We start from the raw sequence: 22776 nt of genomic DNA on the forward strand, positions 1-22776 counted from the left end.
ATGTGGTTTATCAACTGTTGATAAACCACATAAATCATTCTCAATTTTTTATGGATTGAGCGGCTTCATTTTCAAGGTTTTGATCATCCGCTAAACACTGCAAATGCCCATGCCGCACGCCGCGCTGGGCAATAACCTCGTCGGCAAAATGCTGTACTTCGTCCATGTTGCCTTTTAGCACCGCGATCTCCAGACAGTCATCATGATTGATGTGGACATGTAACGTGGCGATCGAGAGATCGTGATGCTGATGCGAAGAGGCGACCAGCCGGCTCGCCAGTTCGCGTTTTTCATGCTCATACACGTACGACAGGACCGCATAGCCGCGCTGCGCCGCCTGTTGCAGCGGATTGTGGTGGAGCGCGTCACGCAGAATATCGCGCACCGCTTCTGAGCGGTTGTGATAGCCGCGGTGGGCGCTGTGCGCGTCGAGCGCGGCCAGCAGGTCATCATCCAGAGTCAGGGTTACGCGCTGCATGGCATGGCCTCGTTAAGCAGAGTGTGGGGAAAGGGCGGGAGCACCGCGCGCTGTAGCGCCTGTCCGGCAGCGGATGTAAGGCGCAGCGGCAGACTAACCGTTGCCGTTTCAACGATGCGTCCGCTATCCATCACCAGCACCCGCTGGCAAAAACGCTCCACCAGCCGCAGGTCGTGGGTGATAAACAGGCAGGCGGTGGCGAACTGCGCCTGCAGGCGTTTGAGCAGGGCGATAATTTCCGCCTGAAGCATCAGATCGAGATTCGATACCGCTTCGTCGAGAATTAATAGCTGCGGCCGGACCACCAGCGCCCGCGCCAGGCACACGCGCTGCAGCTGTCCGCCGCTGAGCTGCGCCGGACGCTTGTCGAGCAGCGCCGGGGCGAGGTCAACCGCCAGCAGCATCTCCTCCACCCGCTGCGTACGCTCATCGTGCGATAAACTAAACAGGTGCCGCAGCGGCTCGTTGATAATCTCGCGCACCGTTTTGCGCGGATTCACCGCGCTAATGGCATCCTGAAACACCAACTGAATATCGCGGCGAAAGGCGCCGATCGCCTCCCCCTTCAGGGAGGTCAGCGACGCGCCGCGCCAGGCGACCTCGCCATACCGCGGCGTTTCGAGACCGACCAGCATCCGCGCCAGGGTACTTTTGCCGCAGCCGCTGCGCCCGAGCAGCGCCATCGTTTCACCGGAGGCGATGTCGAACTGGATATCGCGCAATACCGGGCCATGATGGGGGTAATCGTGGCTCACTGCGTTTACGCTGAGTAAATTCATGGTGTTTTCTCCAGGCCATACAGCGCCAGATGAGCGGCCAGCAGGCGCTGGCTGAGCGAGTGCTGCGGGGCGCTAAATAGCGTGTTAACGTCGCAGCGTTCAACAATACGACCGTTTTCCATCACCGCCACGTCATGTGCCAGCCGGGCGACAACGCCCATATCATGGGTCACCAGTAGCAGTCCCTGTCCGCGGTTGGCGACGATATCCGCCAGCAGGTCGAGAATGCGCGCCTGGGCGACGGCATCAAGGTCGGTGGTCGGCTCGTCGGCGATAATAAACGGCGCGCGGCTGAGCAGGGTCAGGGCCACCATCATCCGCTGCAGCATGCCGCCGCTCATCTCGAAGGGGTAGCGCTTGAGCAGCGAGAGCGGATTTTCCAGCCCCACTTCTTCCATCGTTGCCAGCAGGGCGGCGTTGTTGACTTCGTAACCCGTCGCCCGACAGGTCTCCCGCGCATGCGCCGCCATGGTGTGCAGCGGATTAAAGGCGCTGCGCGGATTTTGCATAATGGTGGCGATGGTCGCGCCGCGCAGCTGTTCGCCGTACACCGGGATACCATCGAGCAGCACCCGGCCCGCGGTTTGCCTGACGCCGGGCGGTAAAATACCGAGCGTGGCGGCGCAGGTCAGCGATTTACCGCTGCCGCTACTGCCGAGCAGCGCCAGCACCTGACCGCGGCGCAGGGTAAGGGAAACGTCGCTGACCAGCGGACGGTCGGCGACGAGCGAAAGTTGTTCCAGTTGGATCTTTTGCGGCATCAGTGGTTATGCTCCGCGATCAGCTGAGGATCGAGACGATCGCGCAGCGCGTCGCCCACCAGATTAAAAGCCATCACGCTGATAAACAGCGCCAGTCCGGGCCAGACCATTTGCAGCGGCTGCGTCCAGATGTACTGGCGGGCGTCGTTGATCATCACCCCCCATTCCGCCGTTGGCGCGCTGACGCCGAGGCCGAGGAACGACATCCCGGCTACGTGGAGCATCATATGACCGATATCCAGCGAGGCGAGCACCAGCAGCGAAGGGAGCACCGCACCGGCCAGATGGTCACGGAACAATGGCCAATGGCCCGCGCCGCTCAGGCGTGCGGCGAGAATAAACTCGCGCTGGCGCAGAGAGACCACCAGGTTACGCACCATCCTTGCGTACCAGGCCCAGTGCGACAGCGCAATGGCGATAATCACGTTGCTAAGACCGGTACCGAGTACGCCGACCATAAAGAACGAAAGTATTGAGGTCGGGAAGGTCATAAATAGCTCGGCCAGGCGCATCAGGCCGCGATCGACGCGGCCGCCCACCATCCCGGCGCTGCCGCCGACCGTAAGGCCGATCAGCAGCACCAGCAGCAGGCAGGCCATCACCGCGCCCAGCGAGACGCGGGTGGCGGCCAGCAGGCGCGAGAAAATATCACGGCCGAGGTGATCGGTACCGAGCCAGTGGGCCTCGCCTGGAGAGAGCAGACGTTGATGGAGATCGATGGCCGCCGGGTCATAGGGCAGCCACCAGCCGCTGCTCATGGCGATTGCCGCCAGCAGCGCAATAATGAGTAGCGCCAGTTTTACCGGCCAGCGGAAGGTCGCGAACAGCGTCATACGGCGGCCTCCTCATGGCGGCGCAGGCGCGGATCGAGCGCGGCGTTAAGCAGGTCGACCGCCAGATTGGCCAGCACGAACACCGCCACCATCATCAGGGTAAAGCATTGGATCACCGGGTAGTCGCGATTGAAAATCGCGGAAACCGCATAGCGACCGACGCCGGGCCAGGCGAAGATATTTTCGATGATCATCGTGCCGCCAATCAGCTCGCCGATGTGCATACCCAGCGCCGTCACCACCGGCAAGGTCGCGTTACGCAGCACGTGTCGCCGCTCAATCTGACCTTCGCTCAGCCCGCGCAGACGCGCCCAGACCACGTGGCGCTGACTGGACACTTCCAGCATGCTGGCGCGCAGTAGGCGAGCATTGATCGCCAGCGACATCAGGGCGATGGAGAACGCCGGCAGCAGCAGATGTCGCCAGCCGCCGTAGCCCATCGCCGGTAGCCAGCGCAGATGGACGGAAAAGAACATTACCAGCAAAAACGCCAGCCAGAAGTTGGGCATTGAGACACCGAGGAAGGCAATCAAACGTACGGCGAAATCGGGTAATCGGTCGCGATGGCGCGCGGCCCAGATCCCCAGCGGTAGCGAGGTCAGCAGAATAATCACCAGCGCCGCGCCGGTGAGCTGCAGCGTCGCCGGCAGAAAATGGAGCAGGTCGTCCAGCACCGGGCGCTGGCTGGCGTAGGAGACGCCGAAATCGAGATGTAGCGCGCGCCACAGCCAGTGTAGATACTGCCGCGCCAGCGGCTGATTGAGCCCGAGCTGCTCGCGGGTAGCGGCAATCATTTCGCTGGTGGGCGGCACGTTGGAGAGGCGCAAATAGTCCAGCGCCGGGTCGCCGGCGCCAAGACGTAACAACAGGAAGATGATCGCCGAGGCGGTAAGCAGCATCAACGGCAGCGGGAGCAGGCGGCGAAGAAGATATTTCAGCATCATGGCGCCACCGGCGTAATCAGCTCTAACGGCAGATCGGTGGTCACCGGCGCGAAGGGCACTTCGCCCAGCGTTTTGCGGGCGACGGACATCAGCGAGACGTAGCTTATCGGCAGATAGACCGCTTCGTTGTGCAGACGGGTGAGGATATCGCGATACAGTTCGCGACGGCGGCTCTCGTCGGTGGTGGTCAGGACCTCTCCTATCTCTTGATCAATGATTGCCTTATCCGGCAGGCCACGCTGCGCCTGATAGTCGGCGTGCGAAGGGACGCGCATCGAACTCATAAACGCGTGCGGGTCGAACGGCGCTCCCCAGGTATGGTTGAAGATCATCGTGAAGCGGCCATCGTGCTGGCGGGCATAGATACTGCTCTCCTCTTCGCCGACCAACCCGACATCGATACCTACCTGGCGCAGGTCGGCCTGGATGATTTCCGCCATCGACTTAGCCAGCGCATCGGTGCCGATAAAAGCCAGTTCAAGTCGCAACGGGCGCCCGTCTTTTTCACGAATATCCTTGCCGGGCGTTAGCGTCCAGCCGGCGTTTTCCAGTAGCGTACGGGCCTTATCCGGATTGAAGCGGCGCGCCAGCAGGTTATCCGGCGCGTAAGGTACCGAGGGCGCGAAAAGCGTATCGGCGACCTGCTGAGTGCCGTACAGCACGCCGTCAATGAGCGCCTGTTTATTGACGGCATAGTTAAGCGCCTCGCGTACCGCCAGTTCATTCGTTGGCGCTTGCAGCGTATTGAGCGCCAGCATCACGGTTTGCGTCGGGGCGGAAAGACGCGTGCGGTACGCGTCCTGCTGGCGAAAACGGGCGAACGTATCCAGCGGCAGTAGCCCTTCATCACCATACAGCAGATCAACTTCACCGGTTTCAAAGGCGACCGCCCGGCTGGTGGCATCGGGGATCACTTTCACGGTGACTTTCTCAAGCGCCGGTTTTTTTCCCCAGTAGCGCGGGTTGCGTACCAGTACATCCTGCTGATTAAGCTGCGAGCTGGCCAGCATCCACGGACCGGTGCCGATGGGCGCCTTGATGCCTCGTTGGGTACTACCGTCAACAAACTGCGAGGGGGCGATAAAACGAAACGGGCGGGGAAGGGCGAGTTCCTGCAGGAACGGGTAGTAGGCGCTTTTCAGGGTGATTTGTAGTTCGTTATCGCTGAGCGCTTGAACGTCCGTTATCTGATTGGTCAACTCCAGCCAGGCGTGCCGCTGGCGGTTGGCCAGCACCGCCTGAAAATTGGCCACCGCGGCCTGGGCGTTAAAAGGTTCGCCGTTGGAGAAGTAGACATCATCACGTAGGGTGAAACGCCAGATTTTACCATCGGCTGAGTGGATCCAGCGGGTAGCCAGCCAGGGGGTAACCCGGCCATTAGCCTGATATTTGACTAGCGGCTCATACACCATACTTTGGGCGAACATTTGGTTCGGCGTATACAGATGTGGATTGAGAGGACCGACGTTAACCGGCCAGGCGATGGCGATTTCATGCATGGCGGCGGGCGCGAGCAGAGGAATGCAGGCGCAGAGCGCCAGCAAGGTGGTGCGGAAAATAGACAAGGTTTACATCCAGAAGGAACGAAAAGTATGACGATTTTAATAATTTGTCATACTTAAGGAGTAACCTGGATCAATATGTTGGGAGAAAACCATAACAAAATCATATGTAGCATATGATTACGATTGTCTGAACAAATCCAACAGGGTGGTGACCTGTTCATCGAGCGGCGCCAGGTCCCGCTTGACTATCAAATGCAGCGGCGTGGCGCGGCGGGCGCCATGGCTCAGCGGCAGCGCTTTCAGCACGCCCTGTTCCAGATGTGCGCGTATCCGCTCCTCCGGCAACCAGCCGAATCCCACCTGATACAGCACCGCATCAATGGCGGCATCAATAGTAGAAAAGGTCCAGGCATCGCGGGTGGATGAGGCATCGCCGCTACGGTCGGCAATGCGGATCAGCGGCCAAGGGGCCAGCGCGTTGTCGTCCAGCAATTCATCCGATTGCGACAGCGGATGGTCGCGATGGGCGACCGCGATAAAGTCGATATTCATCAGCCATTCGCCGCGTCCGGTAATATCCTGGCGACGGGTTAAGACCATCACGTCGGCCTCGCTGCGGGCGGCGCTTGCCTCATCGACGTTTTCCAGCACTTCGGTCAGCCGAACCTGAGTTTGCGGGTAGCGTTGCTGAAACTGACGCAGAATGGCGAACAGCCGCTGGCGGGGGAAAATGCTGTCGACGACCAGATCCAGACGGGTGCGCACGCCGTTGCGCAGCGTCGCGGCGTGGGTCTCAACCCACGAAAAGGCCTTCAGTAACGGTTTCACCTGATTGAGCAGCAGTTCGCCAGCGGGCGTCAGCACCGCTCGCCGTCCGGACGGCGCCAGCAGCGCCACTCCTAAACGTTCCTGCAGCAGCGCCAGGTTATAGCTCACCGAAGACTGGCTGCGGTTGGTCTCTTCCGCGGCTTTGGCAAAGCTGCCCAGCTCAATCACTTTTTCCAATAGCGCCCATTGTTCCAGCGTGGTCTTGTGCATGATTCATCTAAAAATTAGATTATTTTAATCCAAACATAGCGTTATTCATTCAATTTTTAAAGCCGTATTCTTACCTCAACGAAACAGAGGAGAATAAATAATGAGCACTTTTGACAAACATGACCTCAGCGGCTTTATCGGTAAACATCTGGTTTATACCTACGACAACGGCTGGAACTACGAAATTTACGTTAAAAATGGCACCACTCTGGACTATCGTATTCACAGCGGCATCGTTGCCAACCGTTGGGTGAAAGACCAGCATGCGTACATCGTGCGGGTAGGCGAAAGCATTTATAAAATTTCCTGGACCGAACCAACCGGTACCGACGTCAGCCTGATCGTCAACCTGGGCGACAAACTGTTCCACGGCACTATATTCTTCCCCCGCTGGATCATGAATAACCCGGAAAAAACCGTCTGCTTCCAGAACGATCATATTCCGTTAATGAACGCCTATCGTGACGCCGGCCCGGCCTACCCGACCGAAGTGATTGATGAATTCGCGACTATCACCTTTGTTCGCGATTGTGGCGCGGATAATAACGATGTAATTAATTGCCCGGCTAATGAATTACCCGCAGATTTTCCTGCAAATTTGTAATACAGCAGAAATAATTCTGTGATCTAACACTAATTTTTACCGATAGATTAAAACGTAAATAAATATTTATTGCGGGCTGGTTGACGATTCGTTTACTTTCACCCGTTAAGCCCCAGTTTTCTCTATGAAACTGGGGCTTTTTGCTGCTGATTCCTGTCATAAGAAAATACTATCTATCTGATTCTCAATGAGATATTACTATTCTCGCGAAAAATATTAATTTCTTAATATTATCCTAAGCAACAGCGACTAGATTTATAACCGTCGAAATACCCTGGAATGAAATGTGGCGGTGAACCGACTTCATTTTCATTTTGTTTAAGTCCGCTGGCGCAGGATATTTCTTTCTACCGGCCCCCTTTTTTAGTGGGTTATTAATAGAACAGGAAAAAGATGAGCGAATTTCTGCCGTTTTCGCGCCCGTCGATGGGCGACGCAGAGCTGGCTGCGCTGCGTGAAGTTTTGCAATCAGGATGGATTACTACCGGTCCTAAAAACCAGGCGCTGGAAGAGGCATTTTGCCAACTGACCGGCAACCGCCACGCCATCGCCGTCAGCTCCGCTACCGGCGGTATGCACGTCACGCTAATGGCGATGGGCATTGGCCCTGGCGACGAAGTGATCACCCCTTCGCAAACCTGGGTGTCGACGCTGAATATGATCTGTCTGCTGGGCGCTACGCCGGTGATGATCGATGTCGATCACGATAATCTGATGATTACCCCCGAGGCGGTGGAAGCGGCGATCACCTCGCGGACGAAAGCGATTATTCCCGTCCACTACGCGGGCGCGCCTGCGGATATCGATGCGATCCGCGCCGTTGGCGAGCGCCACGGTATTCCGGTTATCGAAGATGCCGCGCATGCCGCGGGAACGCACTATAAGGGCCGCCACGTCGGCTGGCGCGGCACCGCGATTTTCTCGTTCCACGCGATCAAAAATATGACCTGCGCCGAAGGGGGGCTTATCGTCACCGATGATGACGAGCTGGCTTCCCGCATCCGCAGCCTCAAATTCCACGGCCTGGGCGTTGACGCCTACGACCGCCAGACCCACGGCCGAGCGCCGCAGGCGGAAGTGATTACCCCCGGCTTCAAATACAATCTGGCCGATATCAACGCCGCGCTGGCGCTGGTGCAGTTGGATAAGCTGGCGCAGGCGAATCAACGTCGCGCTGCAATCGCCCAGCGCTACCTGCGCGAGCTGGCTGATACCCCGTTTAAGCCGCTGACCGTTCCGGCATGGGATCACCAGCACGCCTGGCACCTGTTTATTATCCGCGTTGATGAAGCGGCCTGCGGCATCAGCCGCGATGCCCTGATGGAAAAACTCAAAGCCATGGGCATAGGCACCGGTCTGCACTTCCGCGCGGCCCATACGCAAAAGTATTACCGCGAGCGTTTTCCTGAAGTTTCGTTACCGAATACCGAATGGAACAGCGCGCGCATTTGTTCCATCCCGCTGTTCCCGGATATGACCGACGACGATGTCACCCGCGTCATTACCGCGCTACATCAGTTGTCAGGACGTTGATATGCTTACTTATCCTCCCGTAAAAAAAGTCTCGGTGGTTATCCCGGTTTATAACGAACAGGATAGTCTGCCGGAGCTGCTGCGTCGTACCGACGCCGCCTGTGCGACGCTAGGGCGCCAATATGAAATTCTGCTGATCGACGACGGCAGCAGCGACGATTCCGCGCGCATGCTGACCGAGGCCGCCGAAGCCGAAGGCAGCCACGTGGTGGCGGTGCTGTTGAACCGTAACTACGGCCAGCACTCGGCGATTATGGCCGGTTTCAGCCATGTCACCGGCGATCTGATCATCACCCTCGATGCCGACCTGCAAAACCCGCCGGAAGAGATCCCGCGGCTGGTGGAAAAAGCCGATGAAGGCTACGACGTGGTCGGTACCGTGCGCCAGAACCGTCAGGACAGCATCTTCCGTAAATCTGCCTCGAAGATGATTAACCGCCTGATCCAGCGTACCACCGGTAAAGCCATGGGGGACTACGGCTGCATGTTGCGCGCCTATCGCCGCCATATCATCGACGCCATGCTCAACTGCCATGAGCGCAGCACCTTTATCCCGATTCTGGCGAATACTTTCGCCCGCCGGGCGGTCGAGATCCCGGTGATGCACGCCGAGCGCGAATTCGGCGACTCCAAATACAGCTTCATGCGTCTGATTAACCTGATGTATGACCTGGTGACCTGTCTGACCACCACCCCGCTGCGTTTACTGAGCATTTTCGGCAGCGTGATAGCCCTGTTGGGCTTCGCCTTCGGCCTGCTGCTGGTGGTGCTGCGTCTGGCCTTCGGTCCACAGTGGGCGGCGGAAGGGGTGTTCATGCTCTTCGCCGTGCTGTTCATGTTTATCGGCGCCCAGTTTGTCGGTATGGGCCTGCTCGGGGAGTATATCGGCCGCATCTATAACGATGTCCGCGCCCGTCCCCGTTACTTTATTCAACGTGTTGTTCGTCAGCCGGAAACGGCGTCTCAAGAGGAAGATCGTTCATGAAAGCAGTAGTCTTCGCTTATCACGATATGGGTTGCGCAGGTATTCAGTCACTGCTGGATGCCGGTTATGAAATCGCCGCTATTTTTACCCATCCGGATAACCCTGGCGAAAACCATTTCTTTGGTTCCGTTGCCCGTATTGCCGCCGAGCAAGGTATCCCGGTATGGGCGCCGGAAGATGTTAACCATCCGCTGTGGATTGAACGTATTCGCGAGATGAAGCCGGATGTGCTGTTCTCGTTCTACTACCGCAACCTGCTGTGCGATGAGATCCTGAATATCGCGCCGAAGGGGGCTTTCAACCTGCATGGTTCTCTGCTGCCGAAATACCGCGGTCGTGCGCCGCTGAACTGGGTGCTGGTCAACGGCGAAAGTGAAACCGGCGTGACCCTGCATCGAATGGTTAACCGCGCCGACGCGGGCGATATCGTCGCCCAACAAGCTGTGGCTATCGGTCCGGATGAAGCGGCGCTGGCGCTGCACCGTAAACTGTGCGCCGCCGCCTCCGATCTGCTGGGCCAGGCGCTGCCGGCTATTCGTGAGGGTAAGACTCAGGAACGCGCGCAGGACCACAGCCAGGCGACCTACGTTGGCCGTCGTACCCCGGAAGATGGGCGTCTCGATTGGGACAAACCGGCGCAGACTCTGCACAATCTGGTGCGCGCGGTGTCCGATCCGTGGCCTGGCGCTTTCGCCTATGCCGGCGCGAACAAATTTATCGTCTGGAAATCCCGCGTGCGCGCCGACCTGCCGGCAGCCAAGCCCGGCACCGTGATCTCTGTCGCGCCGCTGGTGGTTGCCTGTCAGCAGGGGGCGCTGGAAATTGTCACCGGCCAGACCGAACGCGGCGTTTATATGCAGGGTACCCAACTGGCGCAGGCGCTGGGGCTGGTGACCAGCGCGGTGCTGAGCAGCAAACCGGTGGTGGCGGTGAAGCGCCGTACCCGCGTGCTGATTCTCGGCGTCAACGGCTTTATCGGTAACCATCTGACCGAACGTCTGTTGCAGGACGACAACTATGAGATTTACGGCCTGGATATCGGCTCTGACGCCATCAGCCGTTTCCTCGATAACCCGCGTTTCCACTTCGTGGAAGGCGATATCAGTATCCACTCCGAGTGGATCGAATACCACATTAAGAAATGTGACGTGGTACTGCCGCTGGTCGCGATCGCCACGCCTATCGAATACACCCGTAACCCGCTGCGCGTGTTCGAGCTGGATTTCGAAGAGAACCTGAAAATTATCCGCGACTGCGTGAAATACAATAAGCGCATCATCTTCCCGTCGACCTCGGAAGTGTACGGCATGTGCACCGACAAAAACTTCGACGAAGATACCTCCAATCTGGTGGTCGGGCCGATCAACAAACAGCGTTGGATCTACTCGGTTTCTAAACAGCTGCTGGACCGCGTGATCTGGGCCTACGGCGATAAGAACGGCCTCAAGTTCACCCTGTTCCGTCCGTTCAACTGGATGGGGCCGCGTCTGGATAACCTTAATGCCGCGCGTATCGGTAGCTCCCGCGCCATCACTCAGCTGATCCTTAATCTGGTGGAAGGTTCGCCGATTAAGCTTATCGAAGGCGGCAAGCAGAAGCGCTGCTTCACCGATATCAGCGATGGTATCGAAGCGCTGTTCCGCATCATTGAGAATAAAGATGGTCGCTGCGATGGTCAGATCATCAACATCGGTAACCCGGAAAACGAAGCGAGCATCAAAGAGCTGGCGGAAATGCTGCTTGCCTGCTTCGAGCGCCACCCGCTGCGCGATCGCTTCCCGCCGTTCGCCGGTTTCCGTGAAGTGGAAAGCAGCGATTACTACGGTAAAGGCTACCAGGACGTTGAGCATCGTAAGCCGAGCATTCGTAACGCAAAACGCTGCCTGAACTGGGAACCGACCGTCGAGATGGAAGAGACCGTTGAGCATACTCTGGACTTCTTCCTGCGCACCGTTGAGCTCACGGACGATAAAAACTCATGAAACAAGTCGGCTTACGCATAGATGTCGATACCTTTCGCGGGACGCGTGATGGCGTACCGCGGCTGCTGGCCCTGCTGGGCAAGCATGGAATTCAGGCAAGCTTCTTTTTCAGCGTCGGGCCGGACAATATGGGGCGCCATTTATGGCGCCTGGTAAAACCGAAGTTTCTGTGGAAAATGCTGCGCTCTAACGCGGCGTCGCTGTACGGCTGGGATATTCTGCTGGCCGGTACCGCGTGGCCGGGGCGCAGGATTGGCGCGGGTAACGAAGAGGTTATTCGCGCCGCCGCGCAGATCCATGAAGTGGGTCTGCATGCCTGGGACCACTACAGCTGGCAGGCATGGAGCGGCGTGTGGCCGCAGGAACGTCTGACGCTGGAAGTGGAACGCGGTCTGCTCGAACTGGAACGCATTATCGGTCGCCCGGTAACCTGCTCAGCCGTCGCCGGCTGGCGTGCCGACCAGCGGGTGGTAAAAGCGAAAGAATCCTTCGATTTCCTCTACAACAGCGATTGTCGCGGCACGCGGCCATTCCTGCCGCAGCTTGGCGGCGGGGCCTCCGGCACCGTACAAATCCCGGTGACGCTTCCCACCTGGGATGAAGTGGTCGGTAGCGCCGTAGATAGCGCTGGCTTTAACCGCTATCTGCTGGACTGCATCCATCGCGACAAGGGAACGCCGGTCTATACCATCCACGCCGAAGTGGAAGGCATTGCCTACGCCGACCAGTTCGATGCGCTGCTGGCCATGGCGGAGGAAGAAGAAATACAATTTTGCCCACTGAGCCAGCTGTTGCCCGCTGACTTTAGCGAGCTGCCGTCAGGCAAAGTGGTCCGTGGTGAACTGGCTGGCCGGGAAGGTTGGCTTGGACGTGAACAATTACTGGGCTCGGGTGTATGAAAAGCATTCGTTATGGCGTCTCTCTGGTTGTACTCTTTGCGCTGTATTACTTATTGCCGTTAAATTTCCGTTTGCTGTGGCAGCCTGATGAAACCCGTTATGCCGAGATCAGCCGTGAAATGCTGGCCTCCGGCGACTGGGTGGTGCCGCATCTGCTGGGCCTGCGTTACTTTGAAAAGCCGATTGCCGGTTACTGGATTAACAGTATTGGCCAGTGGCTATTCGGCCATAATAACTTCGGCGTGCGTTTCGGTGCGGTTTTCGCCATTACCGTCAGCGCGTTGCTGGTGGCGTGGCTGGCGTGGCGTATTTTCCGCGATAAACGCGTGGCGATCCTGTCGCCGGTTATCTTCCTCACCGCGATGCTGGTCTACGCGATTGGCACCTATGCGGTGCTGGATCCGATGATCACCATGTGGCTGGCGCTGGCGATGTGCAGCTTCTGGGGAGCCTCCCAGGCGCAGAGCCGCGGCGGGAAGTTGTTGGGTTATATCGTACTGGGCTTCGCCTGCGGGATGGGGGTGATGACCAAGGGCTTCCTGGCGCTGGCGGTACCGGTAGTTGGCGTGCTGCCGTGGGTGATTGCGCGTAAACGCTGGCGCGAAGTGCTAACCTACGGTTGGCTGGCGGTGGTGGTCTGTACGTTGGTGGTGCTGCCGTGGGGATTGGCTATCGCTAATCGCGAACCGGATTTCTGGCGCTATTTCTTCTGGGTCGAACATATTCAGCGTTTCGCCGAGAAAGACGCCCAGCATAAAGCGCCCTTCTGGTACTACATTCCGTTCCTGATAGCCGGCAGCCTGCCGTGGCTGGCGCTGCTGCCGGGCGCGCTCAAGCGCGGCTGGAGCGAACGCGATGATGCCCGCGGCGCGCTGTATCTGCTAGGCTGGGTGGCGATGCCGTTCCTGTTCTTCAGCATCGCCAAGGGAAAACTGCCGACCTACATTCTGCCGTGCTTTATGCCGCTGTCGATTTTGATGGCCCGCTACGCGCTGGATGCCGCGAAGGCGGGGGCGAAAGCGCTGCGCATCAACGGCATGATCAACCTCGGTTTTGGTCTGCTCGGCCTGGTCGCGGTGCTGGTGGTCTCACCGTGGGGTGTCATGCATAAACCGGTGTGGACGAAGATCGAGCTGTATAAATGTCTGCTGGCGGCGATCGCCTTTGCCGTATGGGCGCTAATGGGCTGGTTGGCAATCAAGGACAACGGTCGTCGCTGGACGCTGGCCGCCATCTGCCCGCTGGGGCTGGCGCTGCTGGTGGGCTTCGCTATTCCGGATCGGGTTATTGACAGTAAACAGCCGCAGTTCCTGGTGGATATCGTGAGTGAATCGTTGGCGCCAAGCCGCTATGTACTGACCAACAGTGTCGGTATCGGCGCGGGGCTGGCGTGGGAGCTCAAGCGTGACGACATCATCCTGTATGACAAGCAGGGGGAGCTAAAATATGGCCTCGGCTGGCCGGATGCGCAGAGCAAATTCCTGGCGACTCACGAATTTGCTGATTGGCTGGCGGCGCACCGCCAGCAGGGACCCATCTCACTGGTGCTGCTGATGGATAAAGGTGAAACGATGAACGAACTGGCGTTACCGAAACCTGATAACTCCTACGTGCTGGGGCGCGTGGTATTTATTCAGTATCTGCCGCAATGAGTGTCTGGTTCTGTCTGGTACTCGCCAGCCTGCTTAGCTGCGCCGGTCAGTTGTGCCAGAAGCAGGCAACCCGGCCGTCCCGTAGCGGACGGCGCGGGCGGCATATCCTGGTCTGGTTGGGATTAGCCCTGCTGGCGCTCGGCGGCGGTATGCTGCTGTGGCTGGGGGTACTGCAGGCAATCCCGGTCGGTATTGCCTATCCGATGCTGAGCCTCAATTTTGTCTGGGTGACGCTGGCGGCATGGGGCATCTGGCGCGAGCCGGTGGCGCGCCGCCACTGGCTTGGCGTCGGGCTTATCGTCGTCGGTATCGCCGTTCTGGGGAGTAGCGTCTGATGGGCTTAATCTGGGCGTTATTGAGCGTTGGCCTGGTCAGCGGCGCACAGCTGCTGTTGCGCAGCGCGATGGTCGAACTGCCGCCGTTGACCGATATCCTGACCTTCCTCAATCATCTGCTGCATTTTCGCACCGGTACCTTCAGCCTGGGTTTCGGCCTGGTTGGCTATCTGCTGTCGATGGTCTGCTGGTATTTCGCGCTACACCGCTTACCGCTGGCCAAAGCTTACGCGCTGCTAAGCCTGAGCTACATTCTGGTGTGGGCCGCCGCCATCTGGCTGCCCGGCTGGCATGAACCGTTTTATTGGCAATCGCTGCTGGGCGTGCTGATTATTATCGCCGGCGTGCTGACTATCTTCTGGCCGGTTAAGCCGCGCCGTTAAAACATTGAATGTGCGCCGCCGTCAGCTTAAACGGCGTTGGCGTACAGACCGCAATACTTAACCCTTCATACTGAATCTGGCTTAATGACAGCGCGCCGTGAAAGGCGCTGTCAACAGAGGCCATCTGCCAGGCGCTGCCGCCGCGCTGTTTCACCAGGGCCTCTTTGCGCGTCCAGATACGCCAGAAGGCGACTAACCGCCGCTCCGGCGGTTCACGCTCCAGTTCCTGGTGCTCGCCCTCGCTGAACAGGGCGTTAGCCAGCCGCTGCCAGCCGTTGCGCGGGCGAATCACTTCTATGTCGCAGCCAACCTCGCCTTCATCGCTCAGCAGTAGGGCAATATGGTCGCCGCTGTGGCTAAGGTTAAACCACCGCCCGCTACCGGGCGGGAATGCCGGTTTACCCTGTTCGCCATACTGAATATCCATTAGCGGGGTAGTCGCATGCGCCAGCAGCGCGCGCCCGGCAAGCCAGCTGGCCCGCCGCGGGCCGTCCGGCGCCTGCGCCATCAGCACAGGCGGCAGCGGCAGGGCGCTAAGGGTTGAGATGTGGCCGAGGATAAGCTGATACATCTTACGGCCAGCGCTGAATAATGATTGAGGTGTTAATGCCGCCGAAGGCGAAGTTGTTGCTCTGCAGGAATTCACAATCAATCTTGCGCGATTCGCCCATGATGTAGTCAAGGTTGCCGCAGTTAGCATCTGGATTATGCAGATTCAGCGTAGGCGCGAACCAGCCCTCGCGCATCATCTGCAGACTCATCCACGCCTCCAGCGCCCCGCAGGCGCCAAGGGTATGGCCGAAATAGCTTTTCAGCGAGGAGATCGGCACGCCGTCGCCGTAAATCGCCGCCGTCGCCTGGCTTTCGGCGACATCGCCGCGATCGGTTGCGGTGCCGTGGGCCGAAATGTAGCCAATATCCCGGGCGCTTAAGCCTGCCATTTTTAACGATTGTTCCATGCAGATCTGCATGGTTTCACGCTGCGGTTGGGTGATATGCGCGGCATCGCAGTTGGTGGCGAAGCCGATGATTTCACCGTAGATAGTCGCGCCGCGCGCTTTGGCGTGCTCCAGCTCTTCCAGTATGAGAGTACCGGCGCCTTCGCCGATCACCAGCCCATCGCGCTGTTCATCGAACGGGGCGGGGGTGAGGTCGGGCTGTTCATTACGCTGGCTGGTGGCGAACAGGGTGTCGAATACCGCGGCTTCCGACGGGCATAGCTCTTCCGCGCCGCCGGCGACCATCACCGTTTGATAGCCGTGACGAATCGCTTCCCAGGCGTAACCAATCGCCTGGCTACCGGAGGTACAGGCGCTTGACGTTGGAATAACGCGGCCGCGCAGACCGAAAAACAGCCCGGTATTAACGGCGGTGGTGTGGGGCATCATCTGCACGTAGGTGGTGCCGGTAATATTGTTGGTGTGCTTTTCCGTCAACATAGTGGCGAACTCGCTCACCGGGCCGGTACTGCCGGTTGACGAGCCGTAAGCGATGCCGGTTTCGCCGTTGCTCAGCACGGCATCATCGATAAGCCCGGCCTGCTCGAGCGCCAGTTCAGTGGCGCGGGTAGAAAGTAGCGACACGCGGCCCATCGCGCGAATACGCTTACGGGTATAGTGGGCCGGTAGGGTGAAATCATCGATTGGCGCGCCCAGTAGCGTATGCAGACCCTCGTAAATACGCCACTCCGGCATGGCGCGCACGGCGTTTTTATAACGCTGCAGCCCCGCCGAAACATCCTGCCAGTTGTCGCCAAAGGCGGTGACGCCGCCCATCCCGGTAATGACCACACGACGTGTCATAACATCCCTCCATTGATTGAAATGACCTGTCGGGTGACATATCCCGCAATATCCGACATTAAATAACTGGCAAGCCCTGCCACCTCGTCCGCCTGTCCCATGCGTTTCATCGGGATCATCGACATCGCCTCTTTTAGCGCAGTCTCTTCCATTTCGATCATCCCGGTGTCGATAAGCCCCGGGGCGATGCAGTTGACGGTGATTTTGCGCTTCGCCAGTTCAATGGCCAGCGCTTTGGTGGCGCCGATGATCCCCGCCTTAGCGGCGCTATAGTTGACCTGACCCCGGTTGCCCATGACGCCGGATACGGACGAGAGCGTGATGATACGCCCGCCCTGGCGCGCGCTAATCATCGGCATGATGCAGGGATGAATGACGTTATAGAAACTGTCGAGGTTGGTGTGGATCACCGCGTCCCAGTCCTCTTCGCCGAGCGCCGGGAAAGCGGCGTCGCGGGCGATGCCGGCGTTGCTGATAATGCCGTACCATGCGCCGTGTTCGGCCATATCCTGCTCAAGCACGTCGCGACACTGCGCGCGGTTGGCGACATCAAAGCTCAGCAGACGACCCGAGCCGCCAGCGGCGGTAATCGCCTCCAGCGTTTGCTGTGCGCCCGACGCATCGCGATGATAGTGGATGCCGACCACAAAGCCATCCGCCGCCAGCTGACGGGCGATAGCGCGACCGATGCCTTTACTGGCGCCGGTGACCAAAACTGAACGACTCATTCTGACGCTCCTTGTTGAAATAGGGTGTTAAGTTCTGTTGGCGTCGGCTGGAAAGTATTGACCCGTCCGCTTGCCAGTTCTTCATCGTCTGCCGTAATGGCACATTCGAAGCTGCCGAAACGCTCGTCCTGCATTAACAGCTTTACGGTGATGAACAGCGCCTTGCCGCCCGGCAGGTATCCTGCCGCGCAGACTAACTCGCGCGCGCCAAGCACCATGCCTAGTGAGATGGACGTTTGCCCCTGTTGTTGGCGGTGCCATCCGGACCAGACGCCAACGGTTTGCGCCATGAGTTCCAGGGCGAACCAGCCGGGGAGATTGCCCTCGGCATCAATAAACGGCGCCAGGACGCCATGGGTCGAGACCGTGACCCGGCAGGTAGCGGTTTCGTCGGTGACATTGACGACCTCTTCCAGCAGCAGCATTGGCGGCTTGTGCGGTAGATAAGCGCCGGGCGGTAAGTAGTGGCTCATTAAATGCTCCCGAGCAGAATGCTGGCGTTATTACCGCCAAAGGCAAACGAGTTCGACAGGATAATCGGCCGCGGCAACGGTAGGGGACGTTCGATAATCCCGCACGGCGGAAGGGTCGCGTCGCGCGGCGACTGGCTGAAGTCCTGCGCCGGCAGCAGCAGATTGCGTTGCAGGATCAGCATGCCGATGGCGGCTTCGGTGATCCCCGCCGCGCCCAGCGTATGCCCGGTCAGATGTTTGGTGGAGCTGCATGGCACCTGCTCGCCAAATAGCGCGTTGACGACGTGAGACTCTATCCGATCGTTCAGCGGCGTGGCGGTGCCGTGCAGGTTGATATAGCCCACCTGTTCAGGGGCGATGCCCGCATCGTCCAGCGCCTGCTGGATAGCGCGAATTGCCCCTTCTCCCTCAGGATGCGGGGCGGAAATATGCCAGGCGTCGCTGGACTCGCCGATACCCAGCAGCGCGATAGGCTGCGGCTCGCGGGTCAGCAGCATCAGCGCCGCCCCTTCGCCGATAGTGATGCCGCAGCGATCGCGGCCAAACGGCTGGCACTGAGTCGTGGAGAGCGACTCCAGGCTGTGAAAGCCGTTGATCGGCATTCGGCTGAGGGTATCCGCGCCGCCGACAATCGCCACATCCGCCAGCCCGGCTTCAATCAGTCGGCGTCCGCTGATAATGGCTCTGGCGCTGGATGAGCAGGCGGTTGACAGCGTAAATGCCGGGCCATCCAGCGCCAGCCAGTGGCTGAGAAAACGCGACGGGTCTCCCAGCTCCTGCTGCGGATATTGCCAGGCCGCGCTTTCCGCGCCGCTAAGGGTCAAAGTGACGTGCGCGTCACCTTCGTCGAGCCCCGAGGTGCTGGTGCCAAGCACTACGGCAACGCGTTCACGCCCGTATTGGGCGATGGCGTCATCCACCTGCGGCTGAATTTGCGCCAGCGCCGCCAGCAGCAGTTGATTATTGCGCGAACGATGGGCGCTAAAGGTATCGGGAATGGCGGGTAATTCGCCGTCCACGCCCGCGAAAACCGCCTGCGGATGTCCCTGTAGCCACCCCTCGCGCGGGCGCATGCCGGGCGCGATACCGCGAGCCAGATTGGCGGCGACTTCATCATTATCGCGACCCAGCGCGTTAATCATGCCGATGGCAGAAATGTAGATCATCTCAGTCACCCAGGTATTGAATGGTGATGTGGTATTTAAAGACGTGCTGTTCGATGCTAATCGGCACGCGCTTGCCTTTGCGGTTGATATAGGTGATTTCCGTGACCAGCTTCCCGCGCGCGTTACGCAGTTCGCGTTTGTCGCCGCGGTCGGTTAGCGTCCAGCCTTTCGGCAACTGCGGCAGCCATGCGCTAACCGGCCAATGGCTGAGCATGACATCGGCCAGCACCTGGCTGGCTGGCGGCAGTTGCGGAACCACGATTGACTGTTCAGCGCGCAGCCCTTTTTCATCGTAGGTCACAAGAAACAGACGGATACCGACGGACGACAGGCCCGCCAGCGTGAGCTTTTTATCATCGGCATTGAGCATGACCAGCAGCGACTGGGTTTTGCCGTTGAAGCTGCCGGTGAGCAACTGTTGCGAGCTGATAGCCGGCGAGATGCCAGGCGGCGGCAACGTGATGCGCGTACCCGGCTCAAGCCATGCCTGCGGGCGGCCTTGCGGCTCCGGCTGCGAATGACTGCAGCCGGCCAGTACTAAGGCGGCGAGTAGCGCGAAGGCGCGCCAGAATGATGGTCTTATCATCGTCTTTTTTTCTCTTTTTTGGTCGGCATCGCCAGCGGCGAAAGCAGGAAAGCGGTGAAAATGCCGCTCACCAGAACAATGCCAAAACTGCTAATGGCCTGAGTGGCGCTAAAGACCAGCATGCCAAGCGTTAATAAGGTGGTCATCATCGCCAGCGTGACCGCCAGCAGTGATGTCAGCGGCGTGCCGCGCGGGTTGCTGAAAAACAGCGTGTAGTTAATGCCGATGCCCAGTACCAGCACCAGCGCCAGCAAGGAGAACAGGTTAACCGGGTGGCCGCTAAGCGCCAGCGCCGCCAGCCCGCAGCCCAGCGACAGTACCGATGGCACCAGGCTTATTAGCCCTTTGCGCCAGCCAAGGCGGAGAACGGCGCCGCAGGCAATCACCGCCAGCGCAACGCACAACAGTCCGGTTAAAATATGGCGGTAGAGCGCGAAAAGCTGGTCGAAATCGCTTTTACGATCGACCCACGCAACGCCAGCCTGCTTTGCGCTGAGCGCCTTTAGCGCCGCGCTGTCTTTCACGCCGCTCACCGGGACCAGTACGCCGCTTTCGCCATCCGGCAACGTCAGCCATAGCAGCCGCCAGCCTTCGCTGGCCGGGCTGGCAAGCCAGTCGTCGACCGTTACCGGCATCGGGTTGAGATCGGGATTAACTTTTGCCACCCCGGCGTGACTTAGCGCCTGGCCGACGACGGGCGCGGCGCGTTGCAGCAGGGTAAGATCCTGCTGCTGTCGGGCGAGCGAATTCAGCGGAATGGCGCGATATCCGTCGAGTATACCGTCGGTTTGCGCCTTAGCCAGCGCGGGTATAAATGCTTCCAGGCGTTCCAGCGTTTGCTGGGCGGATTCGCCGTACACCACAAACCACTTCTGGTCGACGCTTTGTCCGGTGAGCGCGGTAATCGCTTTTTCCTGAGCCAGAATATCCTGCGGCAGCGCCTGGAGCTGCGAAATATCATCATCCACCCGCAGCGTCGCTAGCCCCGCCAGCGACAACAGCGCTAGCGCAACGGGGAAGCCGATGGACAGCTTTTTATTGCGCCGCCAGGCGGCGAGCCAGCGTAACAGTAGCAGCATTGCCGGTACCGGGCGCACGGGGAGCCCGCGGCACAGCCATGGATGCCAGAAAATCACCGTCAGGCATGAGGCGCTCAGGCCGACCGCCGCGAAGAGCGCCATCTGGCGAACCGCCGGGAAGGGGGCCAGCATCATAATCAGATACGCCACGACGGTGGTGAGCAGCGCCAGCAGCAGCGCATGACGCACTTTGGCGAGACTCTGCCACGGGGTTAATTCCGCGCCATGCACCATCCGTTCGGTCAGATAATAGAGCGTATAGTCGGCGGAGATGCCGATGATGCTCATGCTCATCACCAGGGTCATCAGATGCAGCTCGCCAAATAGCAGCAGCGTGACGACGGTGCCGGCCAGCGCGCCGATCGTGATAGAGAGCAGACATAGCAACAGCGGGCGGAGCGAGCGAAACGTCGCGACGATCAGCAGGATCACGCCGAACAGCGTCGCCGCGCCGAGCGTAGAAATATCGTGCTTCGCCTGCTGGCTGGCGTAATCGCTATAGAACACGGTGCCGCGTGACAATAGCTGCGCCTGCGGATACCGCGTTTTCCATTCCTTCTCCAGCTCGCCGAGGGTCGTGACCAGCCGGTGCGTCTGCTGCATATCGAATGACGATCCCGCCAGTTCGCCATGCAACAGATACCAGAGGTTGCCCTGGGCGTCTTTGGTCACCAGCCAGCCGTTCTGCAGCTGCATCCGCTGGCCGCCTTTCGCCATCGCCAGCTGCGAACCGCGCATCAGCATCAGCGGATCGTTTTGCAGTTCTTTGCCGCTGACGCCGGAAAATGCCGAATAGAGCTGCGAGAGGATCCATTGCGCCTGCGCTTCGCCGCCGTTTTGCAGGCGCGCGCGGGTAGCGGGGTCAATTAAACCGTTACGATGTTGCCAGAAAAACGCGCCCCATGCCTGCTGGCTATCGGCATCCATTGGGCCTTTTACCTCGGCCAACGCCTGCGATTGTTGCAGCCGCTGCAGCCAGTCGCGGGCCGCCTGCGGATCGGCCTGTTTACCGGGGCTGACCAGCCACACCAGTTGGCGGTCCAGCCGCTGCATAAAACCGTCGTTCAGGGCGGGCGGGATCGCGCCAAGCGTCTGTTTCGGCAGCATAGCCAGTACGCTACTGTTAAGCCTGGCCTGCGGCAGCAGCGACAGCAGCGCGCCCGCGAAGATCAGGCAGACGACGGCCCATAACAGTGCAGGGCGTTTATTGGGCGGCAAAGCGTTGGCGTTCGTCATCGGTCAGTTGCGCTGGCGTTAGTTGATGTTGGGAAAGCGTAATATCGGTGCGATCGCCCTGTTTGTCGTTGAGCTGAATATGCTCCAGATAGGTTTTTCCGGCTAAATCGATGCGGGCAAAAATCTTATCCAGCGGCGTAGTGATGGGCGTCAGGCGCAGCGTCCACTGGCCGTTGCCTTTATCGGCAAATTCCACGCGGAAGTTTTCTTCCAGGACTTTACGATCCGCCTGGAACAGCGCGCGCAGTAAATGGTTGAACTGGAACATCTGCGGGTTGTTTTCGGCGGTGATGGTCTGCGGCGGCTGGCCGTTAATCGCCTGCACCATCCGTTTGTCATCCAGCAACAGCTGCATTGGGAACGGCGAGGTTTGATCCCACAGTAAACCCTTATCGCGGGCGATCAACATCTTCCCCTGGGATCGCAGCGGCTGCGGTAGATCCTTAATAGTGCGAACTTGATCGAAATGGGCGCGTACCACCGGCTGTTCGGTGAACCGTTGTTGTAGGGTATCAAGCGTCAGGGCGCTGACCAGCGGGCTGATAAACAGCCCTAACAGCAGCAGTAATCTCATGGCGTTACCCCCATGCGTTCAAACAGGATATCCGGGCTGACGAAACACATCTCGCGGCTATTTTCATCTACCGCGACCTGGATGGTGTATCCGGTGGTGGTGCGCTTGCCGCTGACGGCATCAAAAATTTCGTAGCCGATGCGCAAGCGGTTCTCAAACTCTTCTATCCGCGCACGTACGCGAATACGCTGTTCGAAGGTAATGACGTCGCGGTATTTCACGCGGGTATCCACCACCGGCCACAAATAACCAGAATCTTTCATCTGCCGGTAGCCGTAGTTGAACTGGTTAAGCAGCGCCTCACGGGCAATTTCGAAGTAGCGAAAATAGTTGCCATGCCACACGACGCCCATCATATCGATGTCATGAAACGGGATAGTCAGCTCTACTTCAGCAGTAAAACGGGGATCGTTAAGCACCC

Annotated in this window: 24 protein-coding genes; 8 read left to right on the forward strand and 16 right to left on the reverse strand. The window is 59.1% G+C overall.

Annotated features, from left to right (window positions below; translation table 11 throughout):
• Positions 1–40 precede the first annotated feature (40 nt).
• The 7 genes from nikR to PGS10_RS10100 all read right to left on the reverse strand — a co-directional run bounded on the left by nikR (position 41) and on the right by PGS10_RS10100 (position 6338).
• Complete coding sequence (nikR, locus tag PGS10_RS10070) at positions 41–478, reverse strand: nickel-responsive transcriptional regulator NikR (protein WP_047078854.1); 438 nt, start codon at positions 476–478, stop codon at positions 41–43.
• Positions 466–1257, reverse strand: coding sequence for a nickel import ATP-binding protein NikE (gene nikE, locus PGS10_RS10075; RefSeq protein WP_047078855.1), 792 nt, complete (start codon positions 1255–1257; stop codon positions 466–468). The genes nikR and nikE overlap by 13 nt, the downstream gene beginning before the upstream one ends.
• A complete protein-coding gene (gene nikD / locus PGS10_RS10080) occupies positions 1254–2018 on the reverse strand; it encodes a nickel import ATP-binding protein NikD (protein WP_047078856.1) in 765 nt (254 codons plus the stop codon). The genes nikE and nikD overlap by 4 nt, the downstream gene beginning before the upstream one ends.
• Positions 2018–2851: a nickel ABC transporter permease subunit NikC gene (nikC, locus tag PGS10_RS10085; protein ID WP_045397126.1), complete on the reverse strand. Its 834-nt coding sequence runs from the start codon at positions 2849–2851 to the stop codon at positions 2018–2020. Before nikC ends, nikD begins: the two co-directional genes overlap by 1 nt.
• Positions 2848–3792 (reverse strand): nickel ABC transporter permease subunit NikB, encoded by a 945-nt coding sequence (gene nikB / locus PGS10_RS10090; RefSeq protein ID WP_316422869.1) that lies wholly within the window; start codon positions 3790–3792, stop codon positions 2848–2850. The genes nikC and nikB overlap by 4 nt, the downstream gene beginning before the upstream one ends.
• Positions 3792–5360 (reverse strand): nickel ABC transporter substrate-binding protein, encoded by a 1569-nt coding sequence (nikA, locus tag PGS10_RS10095; RefSeq protein ID WP_047078857.1) that lies wholly within the window; start codon positions 5358–5360, stop codon positions 3792–3794. Before nikA ends, nikB begins: the two co-directional genes overlap by 1 nt.
• A 117-nt stretch (positions 5361–5477) precedes the next feature.
• Entirely contained in the window at positions 5478–6338 is an 861-nt protein-coding gene (locus PGS10_RS10100) for a LysR family transcriptional regulator (RefSeq protein WP_049059225.1), read from the reverse strand.
• A gap of 97 nt (positions 6339–6435) precedes the next feature.
• On the opposite strand from PGS10_RS10100, the gene PGS10_RS10105 reads away from it, so the two are divergent.
• The 8 genes from PGS10_RS10105 to arnF all read left to right on the forward strand — a co-directional run bounded on the left by PGS10_RS10105 (position 6436) and on the right by arnF (position 14711).
• Positions 6436–6942, forward strand: coding sequence for a phenolic acid decarboxylase (locus PGS10_RS10105; RefSeq protein WP_026612202.1), 507 nt, complete (start codon positions 6436–6438; stop codon positions 6940–6942).
• Positions 6943–7335: 393 nt separating this feature from the next.
• Entirely contained in the window at positions 7336–8475 is a 1140-nt protein-coding gene (arnB, locus tag PGS10_RS10110) for a UDP-4-amino-4-deoxy-L-arabinose aminotransferase (RefSeq protein WP_045397116.1), read from the forward strand.
• A 1-nt stretch (position 8476) separates the two neighbouring features.
• Positions 8477–9460, forward strand: coding sequence for an undecaprenyl-phosphate 4-deoxy-4-formamido-L-arabinose transferase (gene arnC, locus PGS10_RS10115; protein ID WP_045397114.1), 984 nt, complete (start codon positions 8477–8479; stop codon positions 9458–9460).
• Positions 9457–11442: a bifunctional UDP-4-amino-4-deoxy-L-arabinose formyltransferase/UDP-glucuronic acid oxidase ArnA gene (gene arnA / locus PGS10_RS10120; protein WP_047078858.1), complete on the forward strand. Its 1986-nt coding sequence runs from the start codon at positions 9457–9459 to the stop codon at positions 11440–11442. Before arnC ends, arnA begins: the two co-directional genes overlap by 4 nt.
• Entirely contained in the window at positions 11439–12341 is a 903-nt protein-coding gene (arnD, locus tag PGS10_RS10125) for a 4-deoxy-4-formamido-L-arabinose-phosphoundecaprenol deformylase (RefSeq protein WP_045397107.1), read from the forward strand. The genes arnA and arnD overlap by 4 nt, the downstream gene beginning before the upstream one ends.
• Positions 12338–13993, forward strand: coding sequence for a lipid IV(A) 4-amino-4-deoxy-L-arabinosyltransferase (arnT, locus tag PGS10_RS10130; RefSeq protein WP_289577753.1), 1656 nt, complete (start codon positions 12338–12340; stop codon positions 13991–13993). Before arnD ends, arnT begins: the two co-directional genes overlap by 4 nt.
• Positions 13990–14328, forward strand: a complete 339-nt coding sequence (arnE, locus tag PGS10_RS10135; protein WP_045397101.1) for a 4-amino-4-deoxy-L-arabinose-phosphoundecaprenol flippase subunit ArnE — start codon at positions 13990–13992, stop codon at positions 14326–14328. Before arnT ends, arnE begins: the two co-directional genes overlap by 4 nt.
• Positions 14328–14711 (forward strand): 4-amino-4-deoxy-L-arabinose-phosphoundecaprenol flippase subunit ArnF, encoded by a 384-nt coding sequence (gene arnF / locus PGS10_RS10140; RefSeq protein WP_045397099.1) that lies wholly within the window; start codon positions 14328–14330, stop codon positions 14709–14711. Before arnE ends, arnF begins: the two co-directional genes overlap by 1 nt.
• On the opposite strand, the gene acpT is transcribed toward arnF, so the two are convergent.
• The 9 genes from acpT to PGS10_RS10185 are packed head-to-tail and all read right to left on the reverse strand — an operon-like array spanning position 14695 to position 22774.
• Entirely contained in the window at positions 14695–15282 is a 588-nt protein-coding gene (gene acpT / locus PGS10_RS10145; RefSeq protein WP_213797598.1) for a 4'-phosphopantetheinyl transferase AcpT, read from the reverse strand. The genes arnF and acpT overlap by 17 nt on opposite strands.
• 1 nt (position 15283) lies before the next feature.
• The gene (locus PGS10_RS10150; RefSeq protein WP_047078861.1) at positions 15284–16513 is read right to left on the reverse strand and encodes a beta-ketoacyl-ACP synthase; all 1230 of its coding nucleotides are present in this window, start codon (positions 16511–16513) and stop codon (positions 15284–15286) included.
• On the reverse strand, positions 16510–17241 hold the full coding sequence (locus PGS10_RS10155; RefSeq protein WP_315711760.1) for a 3-ketoacyl-ACP reductase FabG2: 732 nt from the start codon (positions 17239–17241) through the stop codon (positions 16510–16512). Before PGS10_RS10155 ends, PGS10_RS10150 begins: the two co-directional genes overlap by 4 nt.
• Positions 17238–17714, reverse strand: coding sequence for a 3-hydroxy-fatty acyl-ACP dehydratase (locus PGS10_RS10160; RefSeq protein ID WP_316422827.1), 477 nt, complete (start codon positions 17712–17714; stop codon positions 17238–17240). The genes PGS10_RS10155 and PGS10_RS10160 overlap by 4 nt, the downstream gene beginning before the upstream one ends.
• Positions 17714–18880 (reverse strand): beta-ketoacyl-[acyl-carrier-protein] synthase family protein, encoded by a 1167-nt coding sequence (locus tag PGS10_RS10165; RefSeq protein WP_316422828.1) that lies wholly within the window; start codon positions 18878–18880, stop codon positions 17714–17716. The genes PGS10_RS10160 and PGS10_RS10165 overlap by 1 nt, the downstream gene beginning before the upstream one ends.
• A 1-nt stretch (position 18881) precedes the next feature.
• The gene (locus PGS10_RS10170; protein WP_316422830.1) at positions 18882–19466 is read right to left on the reverse strand and encodes a DUF3261 domain-containing protein; all 585 of its coding nucleotides are present in this window, start codon (positions 19464–19466) and stop codon (positions 18882–18884) included.
• The gene (locus PGS10_RS10175) at positions 19463–21781 is read right to left on the reverse strand and encodes an MMPL family transporter (RefSeq protein WP_316422831.1); all 2319 of its coding nucleotides are present in this window, start codon (positions 21779–21781) and stop codon (positions 19463–19465) included. The genes PGS10_RS10170 and PGS10_RS10175 overlap by 4 nt, the downstream gene beginning before the upstream one ends.
• Entirely contained in the window at positions 21750–22355 is a 606-nt protein-coding gene (locus tag PGS10_RS10180) for an outer membrane lipoprotein carrier protein LolA (RefSeq protein ID WP_045397076.1), read from the reverse strand. The genes PGS10_RS10175 and PGS10_RS10180 overlap by 32 nt, the downstream gene beginning before the upstream one ends.
• Entirely contained in the window at positions 22352–22774 is a 423-nt protein-coding gene (locus PGS10_RS10185) for an acyl-CoA thioesterase (RefSeq protein WP_122533695.1), read from the reverse strand. Before PGS10_RS10185 ends, PGS10_RS10180 begins: the two co-directional genes overlap by 4 nt.
• Positions 22775–22776 lie beyond the last annotated feature (2 nt).

The sequence above is a fragment of the Klebsiella sp. 141153 genome, assembly GCF_032601995.1.
Classification (GTDB): Bacteria; Pseudomonadota; Gammaproteobacteria; order Enterobacterales; family Enterobacteriaceae; genus Klebsiella; species Klebsiella aerogenes.